We start from the raw sequence: 26003 nt of genomic DNA, 5'->3' as shown, positions 1-26003 counted from the left end.
GCTAGTTGCCGGCCTGGCCCTCTCGGGTGGCGACCGCCCCGTTGTTCCGGACACCGGCACGGCGGATCAGGAGATCGGGGAACGCCTTGTGCAGGGCGAGTGCGACCGTGACGGCAAGGACGTTCTTGATGATGTCGCCGGGGTAGTAGGCGAGGTCTAGGAGGAAGGCCTTGGAAAGGTCCAGCTTGCCGTTGACCATCATGCCCAGCACGCCCAGGCTGTGGACGAGCACGATGCTGGTGGCCATGGCCGCGGCGAAGAGGAACAGGCCACGGTACTTCACGGTGCGGCGGAGGACGATGGTGGTCAGCCAGCCGACGGCCAGGGCGGCGAGCGGGAAGGCGATGATGTAGCCGGCAGAGGGGCCGGCGAGGATCCCCAGGCCGCTCCGGCCCCCGCTGAAGATCGGCAGTCCGGCGAGCCCCAGCAGGGTATACAGGCCGACGGCGGCGAACGCCCGCCCGGGGCCAAGCGCCATACCCGTCAGCATCACCGCGAGGGTCTGTAAGGTGATGGGCACGCCGAGGCCGCCCACGGGAATCGCGGCGATGAGTGCGGAGCCGGCCACGAGGGCGGCAAAAACGGCGATGAGGCCTAGATCCGTGGCGTTCCAGCGGTGCCGGGCCGATTGGGCGCCTGGTTCAGGGCTGGTGGCCGGCTGGTTGGTGACGGCCTTGTCAGTGTGGGTCATGGGGAAGTCCTGTCGGTCAGTGCAAGTGCGATGCAACGGGGAGGGGCAACTGCCTGCGGGCAGCCTTTTCCCCTCAATTCCGACGATACGTCTCCGGCCGCAACCCTTTTTTGTAGGGGATCCACTAACGGAAGGCGCTGACTCTGGACGGGGTGGCCAACGCAGCCGTGCGGCGGGTGCCGGGGCGGGGTACACCCTGCGGGTCTTCCAGGACGTGCGGTGCCGGTAGACTGGTAAAGGCCGTTCTCTCGGCCACACTGCCCCGGCCCCGCCCAGACTCCATCCGCTGTGCCGTGGCGTTCCCTGTTGTGAAAGGCCTTAGCTGCATTGATTACCGTCCAGGATCTCGAATTGCGCGCCGGCGCCCGCCTCCTCATGGATCAGGTGAGCTTCCGGATCGACAAGGGAGACAAGATCGGCCTTGTGGGCCGTAACGGTGCAGGCAAGACCACGCTCACCCGCGTCCTGGCCGGCGAGGGACTGCCCGCCGGCGGCAAGGTCACCCGCAGCGGCGAGATCGGCTACCTTCCCCAGGACCCCCGCACGCCGGACATGGAACAGCTCGCCCGGGACCGGATCCTTTCCGTCCGGGGCCTGGACGTTGCCGTCGGCAAGCTTCGCCTGGCCCATGAAGAGATGGCAAGCGAGGACGCAGCCGTCCAGCGCAAGGCGATGAACCGTTATGACCGGCTGGAATCGGAATTCCTGGCTGCCGGCGGTTATGCGGCCGAAGCCGAGGCGGCAGCGATCTGCTCGAACCTGGCGCTGCCGGACCGCCTGCTGAACCAGCCCCTGAAGACACTCTCCGGTGGACAGCGTCGCCGTGTGGAGCTCGCCCGCATCCTCTACTCGGATGCCGAGACCATGCTCCTCGATGAACCGACCAACCACCTCGATGCGGACTCCATCGCCTGGCTCCGCGACTTCCTGAAGAACCACCAGGGCGGTCTGATCGTGATCAGCCACGACACGGAACTGCTCGAAGCCACTGTTAACAAGGTGTTCCTGCTGGACGCCAACCGCGCGCAGATCGACTTCTACAACATGGACTGGAAGCGCTACCTCCAGCAGCGCGAAACGGACGAACGCGCCCGCAAGCGGGAACGCGCCAACGCCGAAAAGAAGGCCCAGGTCCTGTTCGACCAGGCCAACAAAATGCGGGCGAAGGCCACCAAGGCCGTTGCCGCGCAGAACATGGCCAAGCGCGCCGAACGCCTGCTCAGCGGGCTCGAGGCTGTTCGCGAAAACGACCGCGTGGCTGCCCTGCGCTTCCCGGATCCCTCGCCCTGCGGCAAGACCCCGCTCACTGCGGACGGCCTCAGCAAGTCCTACGGATCGCTGGAAATCTTCACCGACGTGGACCTGGCCATCGACCGCGGCTCCAAGGTGGTCATCCTGGGCCTCAACGGCGCCGGCAAGACCACCCTGCTGCGGATGCTGGCCGGCGTCGACAAGCCTGACACCGGCGAAGTGATCGCCGGGCACGGGCTGAAGGTGGGTTACTACGCCCAGGAACACGAGACGCTCGACGTCGACCGCACTGTCCTGCAGAACATGCGGTCCTCCGCACCGGACATGAATGACGCTGAGGTGCGCGGCATCCTTGGTTCGTTCCTGTTTTCCGGTGACGACGTCGACAAGCCTGCCGGCGTGCTCTCCGGCGGCGAGAAGACCCGCCTGGCCTTGGCAACCATCGTGGCGTCAAGCGCGAATGTGTTGCTCCTCGATGAGCCCACCAACAACCTGGACCCCGCCAGCCGCTCCGAGATCCTGGGCGCCTTGCGTAACTACACCGGCGCCGTCGTCCTGGTCAGCCACGATGAAGGTGCCGTCGAAGCGCTGAACCCCGAACGCGTTGTCCTGCTGCCCGACGGTGTCGAGGACCACTGGAACGAAGACTACCTGGACCTCATTACGCTGGCTTAGGCTGCGTTCATCCCTGCTTAGCGGACGGCCATTTCTTCTGCGCCGGTGATCTTCTGTAGCTCGTCGTAGGTGATGCTGAACATCGAGTTGTGGTCGCCGGCTCCTGCCCAGAGGACGCCGTGCGTCTTGAGGGAGGTGTCCAGGAGGGTCTTGATCTTCTCCGGGTGGCCTACCGGGGCTACTCCTCCCACTTCCTGCCCCGTGTGCTGCAGGACAAACTCGGGGGAGGCCCGGCGGATCTTGCCCGTGCCCAGTTGCTCGGCGACCTTGCGGACGTCCACCCTGGCGGCGCCGCTGGCCAGAATGAGCAGCGGGGCGCCGTCGACGTCGAACACCAGGCTGTTGGTGATCGCCGCGAGGTCGCAGCCCAGCGTGGCGGCGGCAGCTGCGGCCGTCGGGACTCTTGAGTCGAACACCGTCACGGTGTCGTCGGCGCCCAGCGCGGTCAGGGTGCGCTTGACGTTGGCCACCGGTTCGGGGATGCTGTCAAAACTCATCGGTCAGTACCCTTGGGCGTCCAGGATCGCGTCTTCCTCTTCCTCCGCCGTCGGATTCTTCCGCTTGCGGGGCGCAGGGCGACGCCGGTTCGCGGCCATGGCGTACTCGGGTGTACCGTCCTCGGCTGCGTCCTGCGCGTCAATCTCCGCATTGCGTGCCTGCTGACGCGCCGCGTAGCCGAAGCCAATAAACATCAACACGCCGAAAGCGAACCACTGCAGTGAATAGGACAGGTGTGTCCCTTCTTCCACGGAGGGCTTCGGGAAGGGGTACGGCATGGTGGCGACGGCCGGTGTTTCGGAGGCCAGCTGCCCGTACGCGCCGGTTAGCACCGGGTAGCCTAGCTGGGCGGCGTAGGCCGGAAGATCGATGGAGGCAAGCTGCCCGTCGGGAGCGCCGCGCTGAAGCTCGGGCTCACCGGGTTTCAGGCGGACCACCACGGTGACATCGCCCGACGGCGGTTCCGGAACGGAATCAGGGCGACCTGGAGTGTTGTTCCCGATTGGGAGCCAGCCGCGGTCCACAACAACCGTCTGTCCGGTGCTGAGCCTGAAGGGGACCACCACTTCGTAGCCGGGCTGGCCGTTGAGCGGGCGGTTCCGCACCACTCGCTGGCCGCCGACGTCGTAACGGCCCTTCAGCTCCACCTGGGTCCACTCTTTGTCGGCGTCCAGCCGGGAGAACTGTGCTTCGGCAGCTGCGAAGGGCAGGGGGGTGGCCGAGTAGTTCGACGTGACCCTGTTGATCTCCGCCAGGGTCTCCGCCCTGCGGTCCATCTGCCAGCGGCCCAGGAACACGCAGGCAGTGGCAAAAATCGCAGCCAGCAAGAGGTAACCCAGCCATTTGCTGGAGAAGAGGAAGCGGTACATTCAGCTGTCCGTGCCTGAAACAGCGGCAAGATCCAGCGGCAGGGTCTCTTTCCAGAGGCCGCGGGTCTGCAGGTAATCTTCCAGCCACAGCCGGTGCTCCTCGCAAGCCAGCCAGACTTTGCGGCGTTCGGGCGAGTGGATCTTCGGGTTGTTCCACAGCAGCTGCCAGGCGGCGCCGGTCCGGCAGGCCTTCCTCGAGCACATGGGTGCAGCCGTTTCCGCAGGCCCGGCGGCGCCGCCGGCAAGGTCAAAAATGTTCATGAAGCTGCCCGTTCCTGGCCGTCGTTATCGTCTTCGTCCTCGATGAGTTCGCCCTGGAGTACCGTGGGGCCTTCGTCCGTGACGGCGGCCGGGAATTCCGGTGCTTCGAGCTCTGCCAGCGGGGCAGCGTCAAGCAGGTGGTCGCTGTGAATTTCTGCTTTGTCGCTCCCGTTGGCGATGACCACGGCAATCCACGGCAGGAATACTGCCCCGGCAATCGGGAGGACTTTGAACCAGCCATCGACAACAAACACCAGGATCAGGCACACCATGCGGATGCCCATCGCCACGGCATACTTGATCATCCGCACGCGCATCTCTTCTGAATGGGCGCTGGCGGCATCCGTGATGCTGTGAACCTCGGCGTCACCGGAGACGGCGTCCGGTTCACCGGACATCGAAGGTCCGGGTCGTTTTGCAAGTGTCACGGCTGTTTCATCACGCTCCCAAGGCTTAATCCAATTCTCTCACCCTCACCAGTGCCGCCCAAACGGAGGCTAAGATCGGAGGCAGTAAAAATCCCGCCCCTCACCGCGGTGCCCCATGCCGCAGAATCCCGGAGCAAACTATGACTGAAGTAGCATCGACCGGCCGCAGCGTCCTGATCACCGGCGGAAACCGCGGCATCGGACTGGCCATTGCCGAGGCCTTCCTGGCCAACGGTGACAAAGTTGCCGTGACCTATCGCAGCGAGTCGGCACTCCCGGAGGGAATCCTGGGCGTCAAGGCCGACGTCACGGATGAGGCGTCCGTGGACGCCGCGTTCGCCACGGTTGAGGCTGCGCACGGCCCGGTCGAGGTGCTGGTGGCCAACGCGGGAATCACCAAGGACACGCTGCTGATGCGCATGAGCGAAGACGACTTCACCTCGGTCATCGACACCAACCTGACCGGCGCCTTCCGCGTCATCAAGCGCGCTTCCAAGGGCATGATCCGCATGCGCAAAGGCCGGGTTGTGCTGATTTCCTCTGTTTCCGGGCTTTACGGCGCTCCGGGCCAGATCAACTACTCCGCCTCCAAAGCCGGACTGGTGGGAATTGCCCGCTCGCTGACCCGCGAACTCGGCGGCCGCGGCATTACGGCCAACGTTGTGGCGCCGGGATTCATCAACACTGATATGACGGCGGAACTGCCGGAGGCCACCCAGAAGGACTACCTGTCCAAGGTGCCGGCGGGACGTTTCGCCGAAGCCGCTGAAGTGGCGAACGTGGTGCGGTGGATCTCCAGTGATGAAGCGTCCTACATCTCGGGTGCCGTTATCCCCGTTGACGGCGGCCTGGGCATGGGCCACTGACCTTTCGCATCCTCCCGGCGCTGCGCCGAACCCCTGGCCATGAGGGGACCTTTCTGCCCATTACACCCCGCTCCTGCGGGTGTGTAATGGGCATATCGGTCGTGACCATTCCCGGCCGGCCACAATCTGCAGCGAACAACACTAGGGAGCTATCATGGCCGATCTCAACAAGTGGACGCCGTCGGACGTTCTGGACCCGATCCGGCGGTTCCTTGAAGGAGACCTGACGATGCCGTCCATGCGCGTGGAACAGTTCATGGACGGAAACGCGCTCGTGGTGAGGGCGGAACTGCCCGGCATTGATCCCGAGAAGGACGTGGACGTCTCCGTGGCCGACGGTATGCTCCACATCAAAGCGGAGCGCGAGGAGAAATCCGAACACAAGAGCAAGAGCGGCTATCGCTCGGAGTTTCGTTACGGCTCATTCTCGCGGAGTGTCTCGCTGCCGCCCGGCGCCCGGGAGGAAGACGTGACGGCCTCCTACAACGACGGGGTCCTGGAAGTCCGCGCGCCGGCGAGCGAGCAAGCTCCGGCAACCGGGACGCGCAAGATTCAGATCAACCACAGCTGAGGAGGGGCGCCGGCTTCCGTTGCGGCCCGGCCTACTGGGTGTAACCGGGCTGACGGCGACCGTAGCCGATCGCACGTGTCAGCAGCCGGGGTATGTGGCTGCATACAGCCCAGTAAGCCACACCTGCGCAGAGCGAGGCGGCCACTGCCAGTGCCTGGCTAACTTCTGAAATTGGCGGATAGACCAGCCAATGGACGAGGTAAATATACAGCGAGGAGCTTGCCAGCAGACCGGTGAGCCGTTGAAGTCCGCGCGGTACGGGGATGCTGGGCAGCCACATCAGCACGAGGATTCCGGCGAGGAGGGTCATTTCCCGGACCGGGTTGTCGAAGAATCCGGGAATGCTGAGTACCGCGATAGCCGACGCCGTGCAGCGGTGGGCCCAGGTCCTGGATCGGGCCACGGCCCATCCCAGGGCGAAGAGCCACAAGGCCGGCGCCGTGTGCGGGACTCCGGGATCGACCAGGTCGTAGCGGGTTGTGAGCCCTGCCGCCAGGAGGGTAAGCGGAAAGAGTAGCGGAAAACGCCTTTCCGCTTTGTCGACCCAGGGGATGGCGAGCAGCGCCGTCATCCCCAGCAGCACATATACGAGGACTTCGACAAACCAGAAATGCCATTGGGTGGTTACTTCCTCAGGCCCGATGACTGCGTTGAGCAGGACGATATTTGCCAGGCTATAGCGGTCTGTCAACAGGTAAGCAACCGTGATGAAGGCCATGCTGGGGATCACCACGCGGGAGAGGCTCCCGAGTTGCCGCTTCAATCGGGGAACGCGATCTCCGGCCAACTGGAAGCGGGCAAAATTGAATCCCGCGACGGCCATCAGCACGTGTGCCATACCCGGCCAGCTGAACAGTCCGACATGCGTACCGGTGATCAGAATGATCGCAACCGCACGGAGCACAATGCTCGTATCAGTCGGGGCGAACCAGCGCCTTCGTGCGGGATGATGCGGAGTCCGGGCCTGCGGTTCCAAATCCCGGACCAGTGTCACATGCCAGTCAGGCGGAAGGTGCCCGAGCATCTGTTCGAGTCGCACAGACGCCGCCACGTAGGACAGTGAGTCTCCACCAAGTGAGACGAACGTGTCGCCGTCGGTCACGTCCGTCCGCTCGAGTGTGGCTTCGAAGATTTTCCTGACGCTGTCCCGCCCGGTGCCGGTATCCTCGACGGAGGCAATTGACGGCTCCACTGGCACGCGTTTGTGCTGCGGGAGGGCCAGGATTCCCTGATAGTCCACCTTGCCCGAAGCGAGGCGCGGAATCTCCGGCACGCCGTAGACTTCCAGCGCCGCCCGCGGCAGGCCTATGCCCTGCGCCAGGACCTTGGCCACGAGTTGCAGATCGTTGGAGCCTTTGACAGCGACGACGAGTCCTTCGTCCGTGCCGGCACAGGCAGCTTCCATGCCGAGGTCCGCAAGGATGCGTTCGACCTGCCCGAGGTCGACGCGGAGCCCGACGATTTTCACGAACCGGCTGCGCCGGCCGACAACCTCGTACAGGCCCGAGGAATCCGTTCTGGCCAGATCGCCGGTGCGGAGCTCGCGGACGGTCCGGCCCAGCGCGAGATCCTCAGGGCTCTGCGCGTACCCGAGCATCACATTCGGGCCGGTGTAGACAAGTTCGCCGTCCTCCAGCCCGGGAACGGGGTCGATGCGGAAGGTGCCGCCCGGGACGGGAATTCCGATTGCGCCGGGGCGGCTGGCCGCCAGGCGTGGAGGAAGGTAAGCCATCCGGGCGGTGGCCTCCGTCTGCCCATACATCACGAAGAGGTCCCACCCGCGCCGCCGGCCGTGTTCGGCGTAGCGTGCCACCATATCGGGCGCCAGCCTGCCGCCTGCCTGCGTGATGTAGCGGAGGCTGGGCAATTCCATGTCGGCGAACCGCACGCGGTCGAGGAGTTCGAAAGTGTAAGGGACCGCAGCGAACGATGTGACGCGATGCCGGCGGAACAGCTCCCAGAAGCAGGTGTCCACAACAGAAAGGTCTGTCAGGATAAGGCTGGCTCCGCGCACCAGGTAGCTGTTGATCACGGACAGTCCGTAGCAGTAGGACATGGGCAGCGTTGTTATCGCACGGTCGTCCTCTCCGATGCCGAGGTAGTCGGCAATGGACTCGGCGTTGGCTTGGAGGTTGGCGTGGGAAAGCCGGACCAGTTTAGGGGATCCCGTGGAGCCCGACGTGCTCAACAGCAGCGCGAGGTCGGGGTGCAACTGGTGCCGGGTTACTTCCCGTCGCTCTTCCAGCAGGTTCTGTCCGTCGGCTCCGGATCTCAGGATGACGTCGGGGTCGTAGGCGGCCACGAGCGAGTCGAAGGCAGCAGGCTTGTCTTCCGGGAGAAGGATCAGCGGATGGCCGCCGGCCAACGCCGCGAGGTACCCGACGACGGAGGCAACGTCGTTGCCGGCAGTAAGGGCCACGAGCCGCCGCGCGGTTCCCAGTCGGAGCCGCAAAGCCTCGACGCGTTCTGCGAGCTCCTGGTAACTGAGGACGAGCTCTGCCGTAACGATCGCCGGCCGTTCACCTCGGCTGGCTAGTTCAGCAGCGAAGGGCACCCGCGCAACGTCGGCTTGAATACTCAGGGAGGCAAGAACGTCGGCGTCGGCCGGATATGCGCCAGTGCGCCGGCTGTGGATGAGGACCATGGATTTCCTAGGGGATTTAGGCTTACCTAACTCCGAAACTGTACAGCCTCGGTGGAGTAATTAAGAAACTAAAATATGCCCTATTTCTCCAGACCCTTGGCTAATGATGGCCGCCCCAACGGCAGGCGTGGCCCTCAGCCCGCTTCCCTGCGTGCTTCGCCAAGCCAGCCCGCCACTTCGTCGTCGAGGTCGGCCCGGGAGCGCAGCTCCAGGTGATGCATCCACACGCCGGGGGCCGGGCTGATCACTTCCTTGAACCGGGGCGAATCGATGCGTCGCGGCAAAGCTATCGACAGAACGGCGGGCACGTCCGACCTGATGTACCTGGCCGGCCACCACATGTAGGCAAATCCGCGGTGTCCGCGGAACGCCACCTGGCTTTTGGTGGCGTTCATGGTCGACGGCGGGTACGCGGCCAGGATGCCCTCCACCTGCCGCAGTAACTCCAGGCCCAGCGGGGAACCGCGGAAGACCTCCTCCGGGGTGGACTCCTCGGCGGCACCGCGGGTCATCATGGCGCGACTTCTGACGGGAGGTCCCTGGCTTTCATGGCGGCGAGCCTACGCCGGTCCGCCGGGGCCCAGCAATGGCATGCGCCTCGCCGCAACTATCCCCGGTCCGCTTCTTTGTTGACGTTGAACAACTGGATTCTTCCCGTCCGCTGGCATGATGGATGGCAGACCGACAGATTTTGGACGTTTGGAACAAAGGAGCTCGAATGGGATTGCTGGACAACAAGACTGCCATTGTGACCGGTTCGTCGAGGGGGATCGGCGCTGATGTTGCCAAGCTCCTCGCTGCCGAAGGTGCCGCCGTCGTGGTGAACTATCGTCAGAAGGCACCGCGTGCCAACAAGGTTGTGGCCGAAATCGAGGCCGCCGGCGGCCGTGCCGCGGCGGTCGGCGCCGACCTGACCACGCAGGAAGGCGTCCAGGCACTGGCCAGCGCCGCCATGGAAAACTTCGGCACGCTCGATGTCCTGGTTCTCAACGCCTCCGGCGGCATGGAATCGGGCATGGAAGAGGGCTACGCCCTGAAGCTGAACCGGGATGCCCAGGTCAACATGCTCAACGCCGCCGTGCCGCTGATGCGGGAAGGCTCCCGCGTGGTGTTTGTCACCAGCCACCAGGCCCACTTCATCGATTCGGTCCCCACCATGCCGGAGTACGAGCCGGTAGCACGCAGCAAGCGGGCCGGCGAGGATGCCCTGCGCGCCCTCATCCCGAACCTTGCCGACAAGGGCATTTCCTTCGTGGTGGTTTCCGGCGACATGATCGAAGGAACCGTGACGGCCACGCTGCTTGACCGCTCCAACCCGGGCGCCATCGAGGCCCGCCGGGCCGAGGCCGGCAAGCTGTATTCCGTCGCCGAGTTCGCCGCGGAAATCGCCAAGATGGTGACTGCCGACGTCGAAACAGGCCACACCGAATACGCCGGCGGTGCCGATTACTTCGGCAAGAGCACCGGCCAGGCCGGCTAGGACCCTTAGCGCCCAGCCCGCCCAGATGGCACGTAGCGGCAATTGTTCCCAGGAACATTGCCGCGGCGTGCCATCTCGCGGTTAATGCCTCAAGCGGCTAATGCCTCAGACCCCGGCGATGTGCCGCACGGCGTCCAGGTAGGGCATGTTGACTACTGCGTCCGCGACTGCGCGCACCGCGGGTTTGGCGTTGAAGGCCACGCCGATTCCGGCGGCTCCAAGCATGTCCAGGTCGTTGGCGCCGTCGCCCACGGCGATGGTGTGTTCCATGGGGATGCCCTCGGCGGCAGCCCACTCGCGGAGGTACTTCTCCTTCGCCGCACGGTCGATCACCGCGCCGAGCACTTTGCCCGTCAGCGCGCCGTCGACAATTTCCAGCTCATTGGCGATCCAGTGATCCATCCCGAGGTCCTTCGCGATGGGCTGCAGGATCTGGTTGAAGCCGCCCGAAACGACTGCCACGGCGTGACCTGCCGCTTTGAACGCTGCCACGAGGTCCGCTGCGCCCTCACTGAGTTTCACCTCGGCCCGTACGGAATCGACGACGTCGGCCGGCAGCCCGGCGAGGACCGCCACCCGGGCATGCAGGCTCTGGGCGAAGTCGAGCTCGCCGCGCATGGCCGCTTCGGTGACCGCAGTGACCTCCTCCTTCTTCCCGGCGTAGGCGGCCAGCAGCTCGATGACCTCCTGCTGGATCAGCGTGGAATCAACATCCATGATGAGGAACTTGCGGGGTGCCTCCCGGAGGACGGCCGGGACAATGGCCGTGTCCATCGCGGTGAAGCCGGCGGAAGCCACGGCATGGCGGAGCGCGGCGATCTCGGCAGCGGTGCCGGATTCCACGGAGAAATCCACTGTGTACACCTCAAAGCGGTGGTCGCCGCCGCGGGATTCTGCGGAGAAGGAAGCGCCTGCTCCGGTCAGCAGGGAACGGAGGTGTTCCAGTTCCGGAGGGGACAATTTGACGCCGTAGCTGACCGCAGTCACGTTCGAACTCATGGCTGCAATCTTAGCCAGCGCACTCGCGGCACCCGAATTCGTTTCGTCCCGCCCTGTTGCAGGCCCCGGGCGTGGTGTATCAGTTATCAGTCGCGCCGTGTTTTGTCCTAGTGTCTACTCCTATGAGTGATGTTCTTGAAATGGCTGCTGTCAGCGTTGTCCGCGGAGCCAAAACGCTCCTCAACAAAGTGGACTGGCAGGTCAAAGAAGGCGAACGCTGGGTAATCCTCGGACCCAACGGCGCGGGCAAGACCACTCTGCTCCAGATTGCGGCGGCACGGCTCCACCCCACGAGCGGGATGGCCGGCATCCTGGAAGAGATGCTGGGGGCTGTTGACGTTTTTGAACTCCGGCCCCGCATCGGCCTGTCCTCGGCTGCCCTTGCCAACCAGATTCCCGAGCAGGAGAAAGTACTCAACGTAGTGGTCACGGCTGCCTACGGAGTGACCGGACGCTGGCGCGAAGGGTACGAGAAGGACGACGAACGCCGTGCATTCCGGCTCCTGAACGAGTGGGGGATGGGTCCGCTCCTGAACCGTGCGTTCGCGTCCCTGTCCGAAGGCGAAAGGAAGCGGGTCCAGATTGCCCGTGCCCTGATGACAGACCCGGAACTGCTTCTCCTGGACGAGCCCGCGGCAGGGCTGGACCTCGGCGGCCGCGAGGACCTGGTGCACCGCCTCAGTGAACTGGCACGCGACGAGGCTGCCCCGGCGATTGTCCTGGTGACACACCACCTCGAGGAAGTTCCGCCGGGCTTCACCCACGCGATGCTGATGCGCGATGCCAGCGTTGTGGCGGCCGGTCCGATTGCCGAAGTCCTGACCTCCGAGCACCTCAGCGAGACCTTTGGCCTGCCGCTCGACGTCACGGTCAACGCGGGACGCTACGCCGCCACCGCACGCCGCTGACCCGGCGGCCTTCCAAGCGTGGAGTTACTCAACGGCGTCTTCATCTTCTTCGCGGGGCTGTGGGCCGGAACCATCAACAGTGTTGTAGGTTCAGGCACCCTGGTCACGTTCCCTGTTCTCATTGCCCTGGGCATTACCCCGGTAACAGCCTCCATTAGCAATGCCATGGGGCTGGTGGCGGGGAACGCCGCCGGCGCCTGGGGGTACCGGAAAGAACTCGCGGGACGCGGCAGGCAGTTGCTTCGGCTGTTGCCGGCATCCCTGCTGGGCGGCATCAGCGGGGCCTGGCTGCTGCTGCATCTGCCGGAGAAAGTCTTCCACTACGCCGCGCCTGCTCTGATTGTGCTCGCCCTGCTGATGGTAGTCTTCCAGCCCCGGCTCCAGCAGTGGGTGCGCAACCGGGAGGCAAACCCCGAGCACGCGATCAACGACAAGCGCCACGGCGTGCTCCTGATCGTGCTGGTGTATCTGGCCGGTGTCTACGGTGGCTACTTCGTGGCCGCGCAGGGCATCCTCCTGGTGGGCATCCTGGGCGTGTTTATGACCGGAACCATCCAGAACGCCAACGCCATGAAGAACATCCTCGTCCTCGGGGTGAACATCGTGGCGGCCGCGTCCTATTTGCTGTTCGCATTCGGGCGCATCAACTGGCCGGTTGTGGCCATTATCGCGGTGAGCTCCCTGATCGGCGGCATCGTCGGTTCCAAGGTGGGCCGGAGGCTTTCCCCGCCCGTTCTGCGCGGCGTCATCTTCGCGCTGGGCCTCGTGGCCCTGGGGTTCATGATCGCGAACCTGTTCAAATGACCATCACTTGACCCGACGCATCACCCGTCCCGATGAAATGACTTCCAGTGACTTTCCACTACCTCGAATCCGCTGATGATCCCCGGGTGTCCGACTACACCCGGCTGACGGACGTCCACTTGCGCAAGGTCCGGGAACCCGCGGAAGGCATGTACATCGCGGAATCATCGCGCGTGCTCCGGCGCGCCCTGGCTGCCGGTCACCGGCCGCGCTCCTTTTTCCTTGCCGAGAAGTGGCTTGAGGACCTGACCGACGTCTTTGCCCAGTTTCCGGACGTCCCGGTGTTTGTCGGCAGCGCCGCGCTGCTGGAAGACATCACCGGATTCCACCTGCATCGCGGCGCCATGGCGGCCATGCACCGCCCGGCACCCGTGCCGCTGCCCGAACTCCTGGCCGGTGCACGCCGGGTGGCGATCCTCGAAGACATCGTGGACCACACCAACGTCGGCGCCATCTTCAGGTCCGCGGCCGCCCTGGGCGTGGACGCCGTGCTCGTCTCGCCACGGTGCGGGGACCCCCTTTACCGGCGCAGTGTCCGCGTGAGCATGGGTACCGTGTTCCAGGTTCCGTGGGCGCGCCTGGAGTCGTGGCCGGGCGATCTTAAAGTCCTCCGGGAGCAGGGCTTCACGGTGGCGGCCATGGAACTCACGGGAGACGCCGTGGACCTCGACGAACTGGCCGCCCGCAACCCGGACAAGCTCGCGCTAGTGCTGGGCACCGAAGGAGCGGGCATGAGCCCGGAGACGCTCGCCGCCGTGGACCTCGCCGTCAAGATTCCCATGCGGGCGGGAGTCGATTCGCTCAACGTCGCGGCGGCCTCCGCCGTCGCTTTCTGGGAACTCCGCCCGAAGGGCTGACCCCGCCCGCCACCCTGCCCGGTTCGCGCCCCTCTGATTCGTGCCGAAACCGTGTTTAGGCTAGGATTGAGTGTTGGTCCGGACACCCGGTGTTTGCATGGCTTTTTAGCAATCATCGTTGCCCCCGCACCCTCATCCCATTCATACCTGGCAGCTGGCAAAATCCAGTTGTGCGAACGAAGGTCCAATTATGAAGTCTAATACTCACCCGAAGTACGAAGCTGTTGTTTTCAACGACCTGGCTTCCGGCGTCAAGTTCCTGACCAAGTCGACTGTGTCTTCCAAGAAGACCATCGAGTGGGAAGACGGAAACACCTACCCGGTCATCGACGTCGAAATCTCCTCCGAGTCCCACCCGTTCTACACGGGCAAGCAGCGCATCATGGACTCCGCAGGCCGCGTCGAGCGCTTCAACGCTCGCTTCAAGGGCTTCGGCGGCAAGAAGTAACAACTTCTCCCCAAGGCAGTTGGAAAAGCCCGCATCTTCCGGAATTCCGGAAGATGCGGGCTTTTGCGTTGGTGGGGCAGGATGGGATGCATGACATTCCCTCCTTTTGAGACCGGTCCGGCGGACGGCACGCACGACGGCGGCCGGCGCCACGGTGAGTACAAGGTCCCGGGCGGCAAGCTCGTTGTGGTGGATTTCGACGTCGTCGGGGGCCGCCTCGCGCACGTTTCCGTCAGCGGTGACTTCTTCCTGGAACCCGATGAAGCGCTGCTGGACATTAACCGCGCCCTGACTGGGTTATCGGAAACAACTGCAGCGGCGGACATCTCCGCCGCTGTGGCCGCCGGCCTCCCCGAAGACGCTGTGCTCTTCGGGTTTTCGGCCGACGCCGTGTCCATCGCTGTCCGCAGGGCCCTCGCGAAGGCGACCGGCTGGGCAGACCACCACTGGAATGTCATCGCGCCCTCGGTCCTGCCGACGCACATCAACGTTGCCCTGGACGAGGTGCTCACCGAGGAAGTGGGGGCAGGGCGCCGTAACCCGACCCTCCGGTTCTGGGACTGGGAGGAACCGTCAGTTGTGATCGGCAGTTTCCAGTCGGTCCGCAACGAGGTCCATCCCGAGGGCGTGGCACGCCACGGCATCAGCGTGGTCCGGCGGATCAGCGGCGGGGGAGCCATGTTCATGGAAGCGGGCAACTGCATCACCTACTCGCTGTACCTGCCCCAGACCCTTGTGGACGGCATCAGCTTCGCCGACTCCTACGCTTTCCTGGACGCCTGGGTCATGGCTGCACTGGAGAAACTGGGCATCAGTGCCTTCTACGTCCCCCTCAACGACATTGCCACGGAGCAGGGCAAGATCGGCGGTGCCGCCCAGAAGCGCCTGGCCAACGGCGGCATGCTGCACCACGTCACCATGAGCTACGACATCGACGCCGACAAAATGGTGGAGGTCCTCCGGATCGGCAAGGAAAAACTCTCGGACAAAGGCACCGCCAGTGCCAAAAAGCGCGTCGATCCGCTGCGCCGCCAGACCGGCCTGGCCCGAACGGAAATTGTTGCGGCCATGATGGATGTGTTCAGCGGCCGCTACGGGGCCACTCCGTCAGTCCTGACTGACGGAGAACTGGCCGCCGCCCGTGATCGCGTGACGGCGAAATTCGGCACCTCGGAATGGCTGCACCGGGTGCCTTAGCCCCGTCCGCGAGCCTGTGCTGTGAGGGAACGGTGCAGGTGGCTCCGCTGCTCGATGACGATGCGGCGAAGCGCCCGTGGAGCCTCCGGGTGCGCGGCGAGCCAGTCGTCCGTCCGGACGATCACGGCGTGGGCGTCCGGACTGCTGCCGTCCAAATCCTGGCCAGCCGGATAGAGCCCGCGGACAATCCGGCTGGCGATCTCGATGCTGCGCTCCGCCCAGACGTTCTCCAGGCATTCGAAGTACGGTTCCACAAACGGGTCCAGCAGGCCGCCCGGTGCCGTGTTGAAACCGGCAATCGTGGCGCTGAGCAGCTGGTTGGAAAGAGCGCTGCCTTTGACGGCGGCATCCCAGGCTGCGGCTTTGACGGCCGCCTCGGGCCGGGCTGCCAGCGCCGTGGCGTGGCCCGCCCGGCCCGAAGCCGTGGTGTCACGGGAAAGTTCGGCGTCCAGTTCAGCCTCCGTTGCCTGTCCGTTGGCCGCCAGGGCATGCCACAGGCTCCAGCGGAGCTCCGGGTCCACCGCCAGGCCCTCGACGACGGTTGTGCCGTCCAGGATCCCCCTCACGAGGCCTAGCCGGCCTGCTGACTGCCTGCTCGTGGCGGCGAGGGTCCTTGCCCAGGCAAGCTGGTGGTCCGAACCCGGCCGGGCTGCGCCAAGTTCCCGGGCAGCCACGTCCAGGAAGCGGTTGCGAACCGAGTCCCGCACGGAAACCGGGACGTAGCGGTCGATGGCGGTCGAAGCGTTGCCCAACACGTTGAGCAGGACGCCGATTCCGTTTTCAGCGGCGCCGAATTTCTCCACGGCCGCAACGTAGCTGTCCGCCGGTGCCACACCGTCGCGGGCTGCATCCCAGAGCGCTGTCCAGCAGAGCGCCCGCGCCATCGGGTCCTGCAGGGCGCCGAGGGACGCCCGCGCGGTGGCTTCCGATCGGGGATCGAAGCGGACCTTCACGTAGCTGAGGTCGTCGTCGTTGACCAGGAGGAGGGCGGGCACAGGCTTGCCCGCCAGTTCCGGGACCACCGTGCTCTGGCCGGTCAGGTCGGTCTCCACGCTGTCCGTGCGGACCAGCAACCCGTCGGCGTCGAAATCGTACAGCCCGACCCGTAGACGGTGTGGCCGCAGTTCCTGCTGTCCGGTGACCGGGTCCACTGCCTCCTGGACGAGGGCCACCCTGCCCAGCACGCCGTCGTGCTCTTCGATTTCTGCCGTGACGGTGGAGATCCCTGAAGTCTGCAGCCACTGGCGGGCCCATGCTGCGAGGTCCCGGCCGGACGCCTCGCCAAGCGCGGCCAGCAGGTCCGCCAGGGTGGTGTTGCCGTACTCGTGGTCCCGGAAATACCGGCGCGAGCCGGCGATGAACGCCTCAAAGCCGACGTAGGCCACCAGCTGCTTCAGCACGGACGCGCCCTTGGCGTAGGTGATGCCGTCGAAGTTCTGCTTGGCCGCCTCGAGGTCGGGAATGTCAGCCACGATCGGGTGGGTGGTGGGCAGCTGGTCCTGGACGTAGGCCCACGCCTTGCGGTTATTGGCGAAGTTCACCCAGGCCGTGTCCCAGTCCGTGGCGCGGTCCACGCCCAGGGTGCCCATGTAGTCGGCGAAGGACTCTTTGAGCCAGAGATCGTTCCACCACTGCATGGTCACGAGGTCGCCGAACCACATGTGTGCCATTTCGTGCATCAGGGTGTTGGCGCGTGCCTGGTACTGGGAATCGGCGGCCCGGGACGTAAACACATAGTTTTCAGTGAAGGTGACCAGCCCGGGGTTCTCCATGGCACCGAGGTTGTATTCGGGCACGAACGCCTGGTCGTACTTGCCCCAGGGGTAGGGGTAGTCGAAGAGGTTGTTGAAGAATCCGAGACCCTGCTTGGTGAGCTGGAACAGGTGCCCGGTGTCGAAGGATCCTGCCATGGAATTGCGGCAGTAGAGCGCCAGCGGGATTTCCAGCGCAGTGCCGTCCTCCAGGGTTCCGCTCCAGTGGTCCTCAGCCTTGAAGTAAGGCCCTGCCAGCACCGTAGTGATGTAGGTGGACATTCGCCGCGTCGGTGCGAAGTCCCAGCGGCTCGTTGCGGGATCGCTGGTCAGCTGCGTGCGGTTTGCCTCGGCGCCGTTCGAAGCGACCTGCCAGTCGGAGGGAGCCATCACATGGAACGTGAATTCCGCCTTGAGGTCGGGCTGTTCAAAGTTGGCGAACACCCGCCGGGCATCAGCCGGCTCGTACTGCGTGTAGAGGTAGCACTGGCCGTCGGCGGGGTCGAAGAAGCGGTGCATGCCTTCCCCTGATGTGCTGTACAGCGCGGTCCCGGTGACGGTGACCTGGTTTTCGGCCCGCAGGTTGTCGAGCCGGATACGGGATCCGTCCACGACGTCGGCGACGGCCAGCCCCTTCCCGTTCAGGAACACGCTGTGCACGTCGCTGCTGATGAAGTCCAGGAATGTGGAGCCGCCGGGTTCCCGGGCGGAGAAGTTGATAACGCTGCGGCTGGTGTAGCCGGTAACCTCCGGATCCAGCGCCGTGCGGACGTCGAGCGAAACGTCGTAGCTATGGGTGGTGATCAGGGCTGAGCGATTAGCCGCTTCATCGCGTTGCAGGTTCTCATTCGACACCAAGCTATTGAATCATGGCGCAAGCCGGATCACCGGTGCCGCAGTTCCGGTGCCGTTGTCCGGGTGGGACCAGACAGTCACGGCTGAACGATCAGCATGGCAGCCCCAAGGCCCAGGGCGGCGATGAGGAGCCACGCGGCGAGGGCAGCCAACAGGGCCCTGGCGCCGGTGTGGAGCAGGGTTCGCACCCGAACCGCCGAGCCCAGGCCGAAGAGCGCCGTGCCGAGCAGCAGGTCCTGCACGGCGGCCGCCGCCTCCAGCCAACCGGGGGACAGCCACCCGGTGGACCGCACGCCCACCATGGCCACAAATCCAATGACGAACAGCGGAACAACGGGCGGCATCCGCAGCTCCGCACCGTCGGCGTCGGATGCCGGGCCGCCCGACTCCGCACGGGCAATCCCGTCCGTCCCCGCGCCGTCCGGCACAGCCCCGTCCGGCACAGCCCCGTTGCGCTTATCGCGGTTGATGGCCGACCGCTGGTGGATCCCCGCAGCGGCCACCATGGGGGCCAGCAGGACCACCCGCGTCAGCTTCACGACGACGGCGATCGCCAATGCACCGGTGCCTGCGGTCTGTGCGGTGGCCACCACCTGGCCGACGTCGTGCACCGAAGCCCCGGTCCACGCGCCGAACACTTCAGGAGTGAGCTGCAGCGGGTGCAGGAGGAGCGGCAGGACACCGATGGCCAACGTGCCACACAGCGTGACCAGTGCAACCGGCAGGACGGTGTCCACATGGCGGATCCTGCGGACCGCCGCCATCGCCCCAATGGCAGAGGCGCCGCAGATTGAAAAGCCGGTGGCGATGAGCAGGGAGGCATCGCGGGTCAGCCGGAACATCCGGGAAATCCCGTATGTTCCGACGAAGCTGACCAGAACCACCCCCGTGATCAGCAGCAGCGACTGCCAGCCAAGCCCCAGGACGTCCAGCACGCTTACTTTCAGTCCGAGGAAAACAATCCCGGCCCGCATCAGGTGCTTGCCGGCGAAGTCGAGCCCCGGACGCGCCCGCCCCGCCGCCCAGGTTCCCGTGCCGGGGAGGTTCGCAGCGAGCAGGCCCAGCACCACGGCGACGGTCATGGCGGGCAGGACAGGCACCATTGCGTGTACGGTAAAGGCCACCCCGACGGCGAAAACGGCAGTGAGTAGTCCCGGCAACAGGGGTGGGATCCGTGTGGAGATCCGCCCTTGGAGGGCGGCGGGGAATCTGGGCAATGGCACTCACCTACCTTGCCGGAACAGTGCGGAAAAACACGAACCGGAAGGGTGGCTTCAACACGCCCCAATGGGCATCAGTAATGAATTCGAAACAAAAAGGTGGTTGGCTAATGACCATGTCTGACCTATTCCAGGATTACTCCGAGGCTGCCGGCCGCACCGGCGCCTACGACGAGATGTTTGCACCCGGCCAAGAAGCCAGGAAGTCCTACGGACAGGTCGCGGGTGCCCTCCGGGAACTTTCCCTCACCGATGTCACTGCCCGTGCCGATTCGATGGCGCGTACGTTCCTGGACCGCGGTGTCACTTTCGACTTCGCCGGAGAGGAACGTCCGTTTCCCCTGGATATCGTCCCCCGGGTGATCCCTGCCGATGAGTGGACCGTCCTGGAGAAGGGCGTGGCCCAGCGGGTCCGTGCCCTCGAAGCCTTCCTCAATGACGTCTACGACAAGATGACGGTCGTGGCAGACGGCGTCATCCCGCGCCAGCTCGTCACCACCAGTGCCCACTTCCATCGCCAGGTTCACGGTTTCGAGCCGGCCGGCGGCGTGCGCGTCCACATCTCGGGGATCGACGTCGTCCGTGACGCTGCGGGAACCTTTCGGGTGCTCGAAGACAACGTGCGGGTACCCTCCGGCGTAAGTTATGTGCTGGAAAACCGCCGGGCCATGGCCAAGGGCCTGCCCGAGGCGTTCGGCCAGCAACTGATCCGTCCGGTGGAGGAATACCCCCGCCGGCTGTTGTCGGCACTCCGCAAGACGGCACCGTCCGGCGTCGACGACCCCACCGTAGTGGTCCTCACGCCCGGCGTGTTCAACAGCGCGTACTTCGAACACACCCTGCTGGCCGGTCTCATGGGCGTTGAGCTCGTTGAGGGCCGCGACCTCATCTGCCGCGGCAACCGGGTGTACATGCGTACTACCGCCGGCGAACAGCGCGTTGACGTGATCTACAAGCGGATTGACGACGACTTCCTCGACCCGCTGCAGTTCCGCGCCGATTCCATGCTGGGCTGCCCCGGTCTGGTCAATGCGGCCCGCGCCGGTGGCGTGACCATCGCCAATGCGGTGGGCAACGGCGTAGCCGACGACAAGCTCGTCTACAGCTATGTGCCCGACCTCATCCGCTACTACCTCAACGAAGAGCCCGTGATCGCCAACGTGGACACGTTCCGGCTGGAGGAGAAGGAAGCGCGTGAGCACGTCCTGGACAGGCTGGATGAACTGGTGGTAAAACCGGTGGACGGCTCCGGCGGCAAGGGCCTGGTCATCGGGCCCGACGCGTCCAAGGAAGAACTCGAGGCGCTCCGCAAGCGCGTCATCGCGGATCCCCGTGGCTGGATTGCGCAGCCGGTCCTGCAGCTGTCTACGGTTCCCACCCTCAGCGGTGATAAGTTTGGCCCTCGGCACGTCGACCTGCGACCGTTCGCCGTCAACGACGGCGACGAAGTCTGGGTGCTTCCGGGCGGACTGACGCGGGTTGCCCTCAAGGAGGGTTCGCTGATCGTCAATTCCAGCCAGGGCGGCGGGTCCAAGGACACGTGGGTGCTGTCGGATTCTCCCGAGGTTCCGGTGGAGCTCCTGCCCAGGCCGTCCATCACCGTCCGCGAGCGGGTTTCGGTGTGGCCGGTCGAAAGCAACTGGCGCGACCGCCAGACGGAACAGCAGCAGTGAGCCGCCGCCGTCGGGAGCTCCCCGCACCAGTTTCCATTTTTATGTACATGCAGATTTCGGACCCGCAGGAGGTAGCCGCGAATGCTTAGCCGTATTGCTGAGTCCCTATTTTGGATCGGCCGCTATGTGGAGCGGGCTGACGGTACCGCCCGCATCCTCGACGTCCACCTTGAGCGGCTCAACCACCTGCCCACGGAGGAACGGGACAATGTGGCCCGGGAACTCCTGGCTGTTATGGGAGCCCGGCCCGAGAGCGACGAATTCGGCCTCGAGGAGCTGCTGCACGCCCTCGCCTACGACAAACAGAGCGCCACATCGATCGCCGGATCGCTGGGTGCTGCCCGCGAAAACGCGCGCCGTGCCCGCGAAACGGTTTCCTCCGGGCTCTGGGAAAGCTTGAACACCACTTACTACGGCCTGAACCAGCACCGCAAGGACGTCGTCGGCACCTACCGGTTCTGCCACTGGGTGCTGGAGCGCACGGCCATGGTCAGCGGCCTGGCGGACACCACCGTGAGCCACGACGACAGCTGGTTGTTCCTGGCCCTGGGACGTTCCCTGGAGCGTGCCGACATGACGGCACGCATGCTTTCAACCCGCGATGTGCTCTCCGCCGGCATGTCATGGGTCAACATGCTCCGCTGCGCCGGGGCATATGAGTCCTTCCTCCGGACCCGCAGGGCCGCCTTCGGGGACCAGCATGCCGCCGAGTTCCTGCTGCTGGACCGGCTGTTCCCGCGTTCCATCGTCTACGCCCTGCGTGATGCTGATGAGTGCCTGGCGAAGCTCGACCCTTCCGCCCAGCGTGTCGGTTTCATCAACGACGCACGCCGGATCGTGGGCCAGGCCCGGACCTTCCTGGAGTTCCACCGTACGGACGACCTCATGTCCGAACTGCCGGAGCACATGGAGCGCGTCCAGAAGGCTGTGTCGCAGGCGTCCGACGCCATTTCCCGTAAGTACTTCAATCAGGCGGACGAACTGGCCTGGGTGGGAGAAGTTTCATGACCCGGCTGAGCATCATCCATAAAACCGGCTACAAGTACAACAAACGAGTCACGCTCTCGTACAACGAAGCCCGCATGACGCCGCTGACGGATCCGCAGCAGGTAGTGCTGGAATCGTCCATGAAAGTTGCGCCGTCGCAGGCCGCCATCAGCAGCTATCGCGACTACTGGGGCACACGCGTTACTGCCTTCGACATGCAGATGCCGCACGAGTACCTGGAGGTGGTCGCCACCACCACGGTCGAAGTCCACCGTGCAGAGCGCGTCCCGGCGGAGGGCGACATCGTCTCGTGGGACGTGCTGCAGGCGCCTGAGACGCTTAACCAGTTCAGCGACTGGGTCCCGCAGTCCAGGTTGAGCGGTCCCGGAGACGAAGTCCTCGGGATCATTCCGGGGATCGTCGAAGGCAGGAATCCGCACGGGTCCGCCATGGCCATCTTCGAATGGATGCGCGGCGAGATGACCTATATGAAAGGCTCAACCGGCGTCACCACCAACGCCGCGCAGGCCTGGGGGCAACGCCAGGGCGTCTGCCAGGACTTGGCGCACCTCGCCATCGGGGCGCTGCGCAGCTGCGGTATTCCGGCCCGGTACGTCTCCGGTTACCTTCACCCGCGTTCGACGGCGGACATCGGCGAAACGGTGGCAGGCCAGTCGCACGCGTGGCTGGAGTGGTGGGACGGCGAATGGCGCAGCTGGGACCCGACCAACCACAAACCGGCCGGCGACTTCCATGTCACCGTGGCACGCGGACGCGATTACCGGGATGTGCCGCCGCTCAAGGGCATCCTGTCAGGCGGCGGAGGTTCCGCGTTGAACGTGAGCGTCGAAATCACCCGTCTGGCGTAGGCCGGCGGCCTTGGCAGGCTTATTCGTACCCGGACCTGGTGGCGTCATCCAGCGGCGTCCACCAGGTCAACGGGGGAGTGACCTTGAAACGCCTGCCCGTGACCGTGTCCGGTGTAATCCGGACGAAGTGCTCTTTCTTGCCGGCCTGCCAGGGGAAAAGTAGCAGTCCCACAGTGTCCAGAACCTCCTGCTGGTTCTTGACCGGCGCGGCTTGCCCTTTGATCACCACGCTCCAGGCGACGCCGCTGTCCGCATCCACGCCGTCTGCCTCCACGGCAACAGGAGTGTCGCCCGTGGCTGCCTGCAGCTTGGTGCCATCTGCCGTGCGGAAGACGAGAGTTCCGTGGTCCACCTTGTAGTTGATGGGGAAGATGTCCGGGTGGTCCTCGACCCAGACTGCCAGCCGGCCCACTGAGACGCTCCGCAGCAAACGCCAGCATTCGTGATTGTCAAGGTTTTCGACTTCGTGCGGATGGTCAGCGCCCGGTTTAGGATCAGTGCTCATGACGCCGAGCCTAAGCGAGGGTAGGTCCGGAAAGCTAGGGCCCAAGGTCCCTGCCGCCAAATCGACACCCCACTCACCCCATGGTGATTGCCTTAACGGTATTGTGGCCTCACGACGCCGGAGCGGACGGACGCGGTCAGGAGTGGTTTGTGGATATGCATGCCGATGGCGACGGCCCGGGGCGATACACCGCGCCAAGCGGCACCAGGATCGAGGACTTGCTCAAGGACTTTGTTTCCCGGGCCGGTGAACTCCTCCAGTTCCAGGAACGCATGGGTGGCCTGCTCGAAGCGGTGGTTGCCGTTGCAGAGGACTTGAGCCTCGACGCCGTCCTGGAACGGGTTGTCCAGTCAGCCTGCCAGCTACTGCGCGCCCGCTACGGGGCCTTGGGTGTCATCGGGGATGACCGCGCCCTCAGCCACTTCATAACGGTCGGGATCGACGGCGAACTCGCCAAGCAGATCGGCCCCCTCCCCACCGGCCATGGCGTCTTGGGATTGCTGATCTCCGACCCCCGGCCACTGCGGCTTCATGACCTGAGGACCCATCCCGAGGCCTACGGCTTTCCCGAACACCATCCGCCCATGCAGTCATTCCTTGGCGTTCCGGTCCGGGTCCGGGACGTTGTTTTCGGAAACCTGTATCTGACGGAGAAGGTGGGCGGCGGCGACTTCACGGTGGAGGATGAAGAGTTGGCCGTTGCCCTCGCGGCAGCCGCCGGCGTAGCCATCGAAAATGCGCGGCTCTACGACGACGCCAGGCGGCGTGCCCAATGGCTTGAGGCCTGCATGGATGTTGCCGGGCTGATGCTGGGGACCGATCCCGCCCACTCCGCCGGGCTTGGTCCCATCGCCGGGAGGGCCCTTCGAGAGTCCGGATCCAAGCTGGCCCTGATCGTGGAACCCGCGGCGGACGGCGACGGCTACGTCGTGGCCGGGGCCGACGGCGAAGGCGCCGATCTGTTTTCCCCCTTGACGTTGTCCCTGGATTCGGAAGCGCTCCGGGGGGTGCTCTCCGGAGGCGACCCCGTTCTCGTGGACAACGCCGCCGACGTGCTAGGAGTGTTGGAAGGTACCGTGGCCGGACCCCTGCTTGCAGTGGCACTCAGCACCCAGGGCGCCCATCATGGCTTGCTCCTCCTCGTCCGGGATTCCGGGGCCGGCCCGTACGGCCGGATCGATGTGGAGATGGGCGCTGTTTTTGGGTCCCATGTCGCGTTGGCGCTGGAACTCGCCAGGGTCCATCGACTGCGGGAAGAACTGTTGGTGTACACCGATCGCGACCGTATTGCCCGCGATCTTCATGACCTCGTAATCCAGCGGCTCTTCGCCGCCGGCCTGAGCGTCCAAAGCCTGAACCGCTTCACGAAGGAAGAACTTGCCCTGGATCGGATCCGCGCCGTCACCGGGGAACTCGATGAGGCCATCCGCAGCCTCCGGGACACTATCTACTCGCTGAGGACCGGCAACGGCGATACGGAATTGCTCAGCGCGCGGCTCCGCCGCGTCACCCGGAGCGCGGCCAAGTCACTGCCCTTTGCGCCCGGACTCATGCTGGAAGGCCCGGTTGACTCAGTCCTCCCGGACAAGGCCGAACATGTGGTGGCCGTAGTTTCAGAGGGGCTGAGCAACGCCATCCGCCATTCGGGAGCGGACTCGATCGAGGTGTCCGTTTCTGCCCTGGACGGCAGGATGACCGTCCTGGTCACGGACAACGGCAGCGGGTTCAACGGTTCCACGAAGCGCAACGGTCTCAACAACATGGAGGAGCGCGCCAGGATGCTGGAGGGAACGTGCACCATCACCGGCGCGCCAGGTGCGGGCACCAGCCTCGAGTGGTCGGTTCCGCTTTAGTGCCTGTGCCCGTCGGAATCGGTGCCGGCCGAGTGGGCCGAGGACGAATGTGCCGCTGCGGAGTGCCCTGAAGACGACGCAGCCGGCATGGAGCTGTTGGCAATATACACCGCAGCCTGCGTCCGCCGTTCAAACCCAAGTTTTGCCAGCAGCGAGGACACGTAGTTCTTAACGGTCTTCTCCGCCAGGAACATCTCCCCAGCAATCTGCCGGTTCGTCAGGCCGCCACCTACGAGTTCCAGGACGCGCCGCTCCTGCGGTGTGAGCCCGGCAATCCTCGGGTCCACCTGCTGGGGCGTGACGAGGCTTTCGACGACGCTGGCCGCCACGCCGTCGTCGAACAGCGACTCACCGGCAGCCGCACGCCGGAGTGCCCCGATGAGGTCAGTGCCGCCGATTTCCTTCAGGACGTAACCGCGGGCGCCGGCGAGTACCGCGCCCCGCAGGGCCTGCTCATCGTCGAAACTCGTCAGGATCAGGCAGTTGAGATTCGGGTCCACCGACCGGACATCCCGGCAGACTTCGATGCCCGTGCCGTCCGGAAGGCGGGCGTCGAGCACGCTAACGTCGGGGTGCAGAGCGGGGATGCGCCGCGTTGCCTCGACAGCGGAACCTGAGCTGCCCACAACCTGGAAACCCTCGCCCTCAAGAAGCTCCTGAAGCCCGCGCCTGACAAGTTCATGGTCATCGAGGATGAACACACGGATCAGGTCAGTGTGCGCGTCCTGTGCGGTGGGACCTTGGTCTGCCCGAGGAATCATGGTCCTCCTGTCCGGCGGCCGGAGCCGCCATCATCGGTCCGCAACCGGCTTGCGGTGCGGTGCAGATCCCATTATGTCTGTC

Annotated in this window: 25 protein-coding genes; 13 read left to right on the top strand and 12 right to left on the bottom strand. The window is 65.0% G+C overall.

Going from position 1 to position 26003, the window contains the following annotated elements:
* Window position 1: 1 nt before the first annotated feature.
* Complete coding sequence (locus tag ASF98_RS20145; RefSeq protein WP_055805848.1) at window positions 2-691, bottom strand: biotin transporter BioY; 690 nt, start codon at window positions 689-691, stop codon at window positions 2-4.
* A gap of 327 nt (window positions 692-1018) precedes the next feature.
* Between ASF98_RS20145 and ASF98_RS20140 the strand changes: the two genes are divergently transcribed.
* Window positions 1019-2617: an ABC-F family ATP-binding cassette domain-containing protein gene (locus tag ASF98_RS20140; protein ID WP_055805845.1), complete on the top strand. Its 1599-nt coding sequence runs from the start codon at window positions 1019-1021 to the stop codon at window positions 2615-2617.
* Between the two features lie 17 nt (window positions 2618-2634).
* Here the strand turns inward: ASF98_RS20140 and ASF98_RS20135 are convergent, their stop codons facing one another.
* Genes ASF98_RS20135 through ASF98_RS20120 form a run of 4 tightly spaced genes read right to left on the bottom strand, consistent with a single transcriptional unit; the run spans window position 2635 to window position 4673 of the window.
* Window positions 2635-3114: a YbaK/EbsC family protein gene (locus ASF98_RS20135; RefSeq protein ID WP_055805843.1), complete on the bottom strand. Its 480-nt coding sequence runs from the start codon at window positions 3112-3114 to the stop codon at window positions 2635-2637.
* 3 nt (window positions 3115-3117) lie between these two features.
* Window positions 3118-3984, bottom strand: coding sequence for an SURF1 family cytochrome oxidase biogenesis protein (locus ASF98_RS20130; RefSeq protein ID WP_055805840.1), 867 nt, complete (start codon window positions 3982-3984; stop codon window positions 3118-3120).
* The gene (locus tag ASF98_RS20125) at window positions 3985-4245 is read right to left on the bottom strand and encodes a hypothetical protein (RefSeq protein WP_055805837.1); all 261 of its coding nucleotides are present in this window, start codon (window positions 4243-4245) and stop codon (window positions 3985-3987) included.
* Window positions 4242-4673 (bottom strand): DUF3099 domain-containing protein, encoded by a 432-nt coding sequence (locus ASF98_RS20120; RefSeq protein ID WP_055805834.1) that lies wholly within the window; start codon window positions 4671-4673, stop codon window positions 4242-4244. The genes ASF98_RS20125 and ASF98_RS20120 overlap by 4 nt, the downstream gene beginning before the upstream one ends.
* A gap of 140 nt (window positions 4674-4813) precedes the next feature.
* Here ASF98_RS20120 and fabG point away from each other — a divergent pair, with 140 nt between their 5' ends.
* Window positions 4814-5539, top strand: a complete 726-nt coding sequence (fabG, locus tag ASF98_RS20115) for a 3-oxoacyl-ACP reductase FabG (protein ID WP_028269270.1) — start codon at window positions 4814-4816, stop codon at window positions 5537-5539.
* Between the two features lie 154 nt (window positions 5540-5693).
* Complete coding sequence (locus ASF98_RS20110; protein ID WP_055805831.1) at window positions 5694-6110, top strand: Hsp20/alpha crystallin family protein; 417 nt, start codon at window positions 5694-5696, stop codon at window positions 6108-6110.
* A gap of 31 nt (window positions 6111-6141) precedes the next feature.
* Here the strand turns inward: ASF98_RS20110 and ASF98_RS20105 are convergent, their stop codons facing one another.
* A complete protein-coding gene (locus tag ASF98_RS20105) occupies window positions 6142-8754 on the bottom strand; it encodes an AMP-binding protein (protein ID WP_082506970.1) in 2613 nt (870 codons plus the stop codon).
* A 134-nt stretch (window positions 8755-8888) separates the two neighbouring features.
* Entirely contained in the window at window positions 8889-9269 is a 381-nt protein-coding gene (locus ASF98_RS20100; RefSeq protein WP_235506096.1) for a DUF5655 domain-containing protein, read from the bottom strand.
* Window positions 9270-9472: 203 nt separating this feature from the next.
* Between ASF98_RS20100 and ASF98_RS20095 the strand changes: the two genes are divergently transcribed.
* Window positions 9473-10234 carry an SDR family oxidoreductase gene (locus ASF98_RS20095; RefSeq protein ID WP_055805828.1) on the top strand — a complete coding sequence of 254 codons (762 nt, stop codon included), beginning with the start codon at window positions 9473-9475 and terminating at the stop codon, window positions 10232-10234.
* 105 nt (window positions 10235-10339) lie between these two features.
* Here the strand turns inward: ASF98_RS20095 and serB are convergent, their stop codons facing one another.
* A complete protein-coding gene (gene serB, locus ASF98_RS20090) occupies window positions 10340-11233 on the bottom strand; it encodes a phosphoserine phosphatase SerB (protein ID WP_055805825.1) in 894 nt (297 codons plus the stop codon).
* 122 nt (window positions 11234-11355) lie between these two features.
* Between serB and ASF98_RS20085 the strand changes: the two genes are divergently transcribed.
* The 5 genes from ASF98_RS20085 to ASF98_RS20065 all read left to right on the top strand — a co-directional run bounded on the left by ASF98_RS20085 (window position 11356) and on the right by ASF98_RS20065 (window position 15447).
* Entirely contained in the window at window positions 11356-12141 is a 786-nt protein-coding gene (locus ASF98_RS20085; RefSeq protein WP_055805822.1) for an ABC transporter ATP-binding protein, read from the top strand.
* Window positions 12142-12159: 18 nt separating this feature from the next.
* Window positions 12160-12945 (top strand): sulfite exporter TauE/SafE family protein, encoded by a 786-nt coding sequence (locus ASF98_RS20080; RefSeq protein ID WP_055805819.1) that lies wholly within the window; start codon window positions 12160-12162, stop codon window positions 12943-12945.
* A gap of 47 nt (window positions 12946-12992) precedes the next feature.
* On the top strand, window positions 12993-13802 hold the full coding sequence (locus tag ASF98_RS20075; RefSeq protein ID WP_055805816.1) for a TrmH family RNA methyltransferase: 810 nt from the start codon (window positions 12993-12995) through the stop codon (window positions 13800-13802).
* Window positions 13803-13992: 190 nt separating this feature from the next.
* A complete protein-coding gene (locus ASF98_RS20070) occupies window positions 13993-14250 on the top strand; it encodes a type B 50S ribosomal protein L31 (RefSeq protein WP_011691973.1) in 258 nt (85 codons plus the stop codon).
* Between the two features lie 90 nt (window positions 14251-14340).
* A complete protein-coding gene (locus ASF98_RS20065) occupies window positions 14341-15447 on the top strand; it encodes a lipoate--protein ligase family protein (protein WP_055805813.1) in 1107 nt (368 codons plus the stop codon).
* Here the strand turns inward: ASF98_RS20065 and pepN are convergent.
* Both pepN and ASF98_RS20055 read right to left on the bottom strand, forming a co-directional pair.
* On the bottom strand, window positions 15444-18053 hold the full coding sequence (gene pepN, locus ASF98_RS20060; protein ID WP_055805810.1) for an aminopeptidase N: 2610 nt from the start codon (window positions 18051-18053) through the stop codon (window positions 15444-15446). The two genes, ASF98_RS20065 and pepN, sit on opposite strands and share 4 nt — an antisense overlap.
* A 77-nt stretch (window positions 18054-18130) precedes the next feature.
* Complete coding sequence (locus ASF98_RS20055) at window positions 18131-19156, bottom strand: putative sulfate exporter family transporter (protein WP_235506118.1); 1026 nt, start codon at window positions 19154-19156, stop codon at window positions 18131-18133.
* Between the two features lie 233 nt (window positions 19157-19389).
* Between ASF98_RS20055 and ASF98_RS20050 the strand changes: the two genes are divergently transcribed.
* The 3 genes from ASF98_RS20050 to ASF98_RS20040 all read left to right on the top strand — a co-directional run bounded on the left by ASF98_RS20050 (window position 19390) and on the right by ASF98_RS20040 (window position 22802).
* On the top strand, window positions 19390-20946 hold the full coding sequence (locus ASF98_RS20050; protein WP_028269258.1) for a circularly permuted type 2 ATP-grasp protein: 1557 nt from the start codon (window positions 19390-19392) through the stop codon (window positions 20944-20946).
* A gap of 81 nt (window positions 20947-21027) precedes the next feature.
* Window positions 21028-21954, top strand: a complete 927-nt coding sequence (locus ASF98_RS20045) for an alpha-E domain-containing protein (protein WP_011691978.1) — start codon at window positions 21028-21030, stop codon at window positions 21952-21954.
* Window positions 21951-22802 carry a transglutaminase family protein gene (locus tag ASF98_RS20040; protein ID WP_055805806.1) on the top strand — a complete coding sequence of 284 codons (852 nt, stop codon included), beginning with the start codon at window positions 21951-21953 and terminating at the stop codon, window positions 22800-22802. Before ASF98_RS20045 ends, ASF98_RS20040 begins: the two co-directional genes overlap by 4 nt.
* Window positions 22803-22821: 19 nt before the next feature.
* On the opposite strand, the gene ASF98_RS20035 is transcribed toward ASF98_RS20040, so the two are convergent.
* Window positions 22822-23307, bottom strand: coding sequence for a pyridoxamine 5'-phosphate oxidase family protein (locus tag ASF98_RS20035; protein WP_055805805.1), 486 nt, complete (start codon window positions 23305-23307; stop codon window positions 22822-22824).
* 155 nt (window positions 23308-23462) lie between these two features.
* On the opposite strand from ASF98_RS20035, the gene ASF98_RS20030 reads away from it, so the two are divergent.
* Window positions 23463-25160 (top strand): GAF domain-containing sensor histidine kinase, encoded by a 1698-nt coding sequence (locus ASF98_RS20030; protein ID WP_055805802.1) that lies wholly within the window; start codon window positions 23463-23465, stop codon window positions 25158-25160.
* On the opposite strand, the gene ASF98_RS20025 is transcribed toward ASF98_RS20030, so the two are convergent.
* Window positions 25157-25921 (bottom strand): response regulator, encoded by a 765-nt coding sequence (locus tag ASF98_RS20025; RefSeq protein WP_055805800.1) that lies wholly within the window; start codon window positions 25919-25921, stop codon window positions 25157-25159. The genes ASF98_RS20030 and ASF98_RS20025 overlap by 4 nt on opposite strands.
* Between the last annotated feature and the right edge of the window lie 82 nt (window positions 25922-26003).

This window comes from Arthrobacter sp. Leaf337 (assembly GCF_001423745.1).
Classification (GTDB): domain Bacteria; phylum Actinomycetota; class Actinomycetes; order Actinomycetales; family Micrococcaceae; genus Arthrobacter.
This window is presented reverse-complemented; position numbering and strand designations above follow the sequence as displayed.

Bases quoted from the DNA above. Each gene is read 5' to 3' on its own strand.
- ASF98_RS20085 (WP_055805822.1), top strand. From the start codon at position 11,356: ATGAGTGATGTTCTTGAAATGGCTGCTGTCAGCGTTGTCCGCGGAGCC.
- ASF98_RS20095 (WP_055805828.1), top strand. From the start codon at position 9,473: ATGGGATTGCTGGACAACAAGACTGCCATTGTGACCGGTTCGTCGAGG.
- ASF98_RS20030 (WP_055805802.1), top strand. From the start codon at position 23,463: ATGCATGCCGATGGCGACGGCCCGGGGCGATACACCGCGCCAAGCGGC.
- ASF98_RS20065 (WP_055805813.1), top strand. From the start codon at position 14,341: ATGACATTCCCTCCTTTTGAGACCGGTCCGGCGGACGGCACGCACGAC.
- ASF98_RS20045 (WP_011691978.1), top strand. From the start codon at position 21,028: ATGCTTAGCCGTATTGCTGAGTCCCTATTTTGGATCGGCCGCTATGTG.
- ASF98_RS20050 (WP_028269258.1), top strand. From the start codon at position 19,390: ATGTCTGACCTATTCCAGGATTACTCCGAGGCTGCCGGCCGCACCGGC.
- ASF98_RS20100 (WP_235506096.1), bottom strand. From the start codon at position 9,269: ATGATGACCCGCGGTGCCGCCGAGGAGTCCACCCCGGAGGAGGTCTTC.
- ASF98_RS20110 (WP_055805831.1), top strand. From the start codon at position 5,694: ATGGCCGATCTCAACAAGTGGACGCCGTCGGACGTTCTGGACCCGATC.
- ASF98_RS20125 (WP_055805837.1), bottom strand. From the start codon at position 4,245: ATGAACATTTTTGACCTTGCCGGCGGCGCCGCCGGGCCTGCGGAAACG.
- ASF98_RS20040 (WP_055805806.1), top strand. From the start codon at position 21,951: ATGACCCGGCTGAGCATCATCCATAAAACCGGCTACAAGTACAACAAA.
- ASF98_RS20135 (WP_055805843.1), bottom strand. From the start codon at position 3,114: ATGAGTTTTGACAGCATCCCCGAACCGGTGGCCAACGTCAAGCGCACC.
- ASF98_RS20145 (WP_055805848.1), bottom strand. From the start codon at position 691: ATGACCCACACTGACAAGGCCGTCACCAACCAGCCGGCCACCAGCCCT.
- ASF98_RS20055 (WP_235506118.1), bottom strand. From the start codon at position 19,156: ATGGTGCCTGTCCTGCCCGCCATGACCGTCGCCGTGGTGCTGGGCCTG.
- fabG (WP_028269270.1), top strand. From the start codon at position 4,814: ATGACTGAAGTAGCATCGACCGGCCGCAGCGTCCTGATCACCGGCGGA.
- ASF98_RS20130 (WP_055805840.1), bottom strand. From the start codon at position 3,984: ATGTACCGCTTCCTCTTCTCCAGCAAATGGCTGGGTTACCTCTTGCTG.
- ASF98_RS20070 (WP_011691973.1), top strand. From the start codon at position 13,993: ATGAAGTCTAATACTCACCCGAAGTACGAAGCTGTTGTTTTCAACGAC.
- ASF98_RS20105 (WP_082506970.1), bottom strand. From the start codon at position 8,754: ATGGTCCTCATCCACAGCCGGCGCACTGGCGCATATCCGGCCGACGCC.
- serB (WP_055805825.1), bottom strand. From the start codon at position 11,233: ATGAGTTCGAACGTGACTGCGGTCAGCTACGGCGTCAAATTGTCCCCT.
- ASF98_RS20035 (WP_055805805.1), bottom strand. From the start codon at position 23,307: ATGAGCACTGATCCTAAACCGGGCGCTGACCATCCGCACGAAGTCGAA.
- ASF98_RS20025 (WP_055805800.1), bottom strand. From the start codon at position 25,921: ATGATTCCTCGGGCAGACCAAGGTCCCACCGCACAGGACGCGCACACT.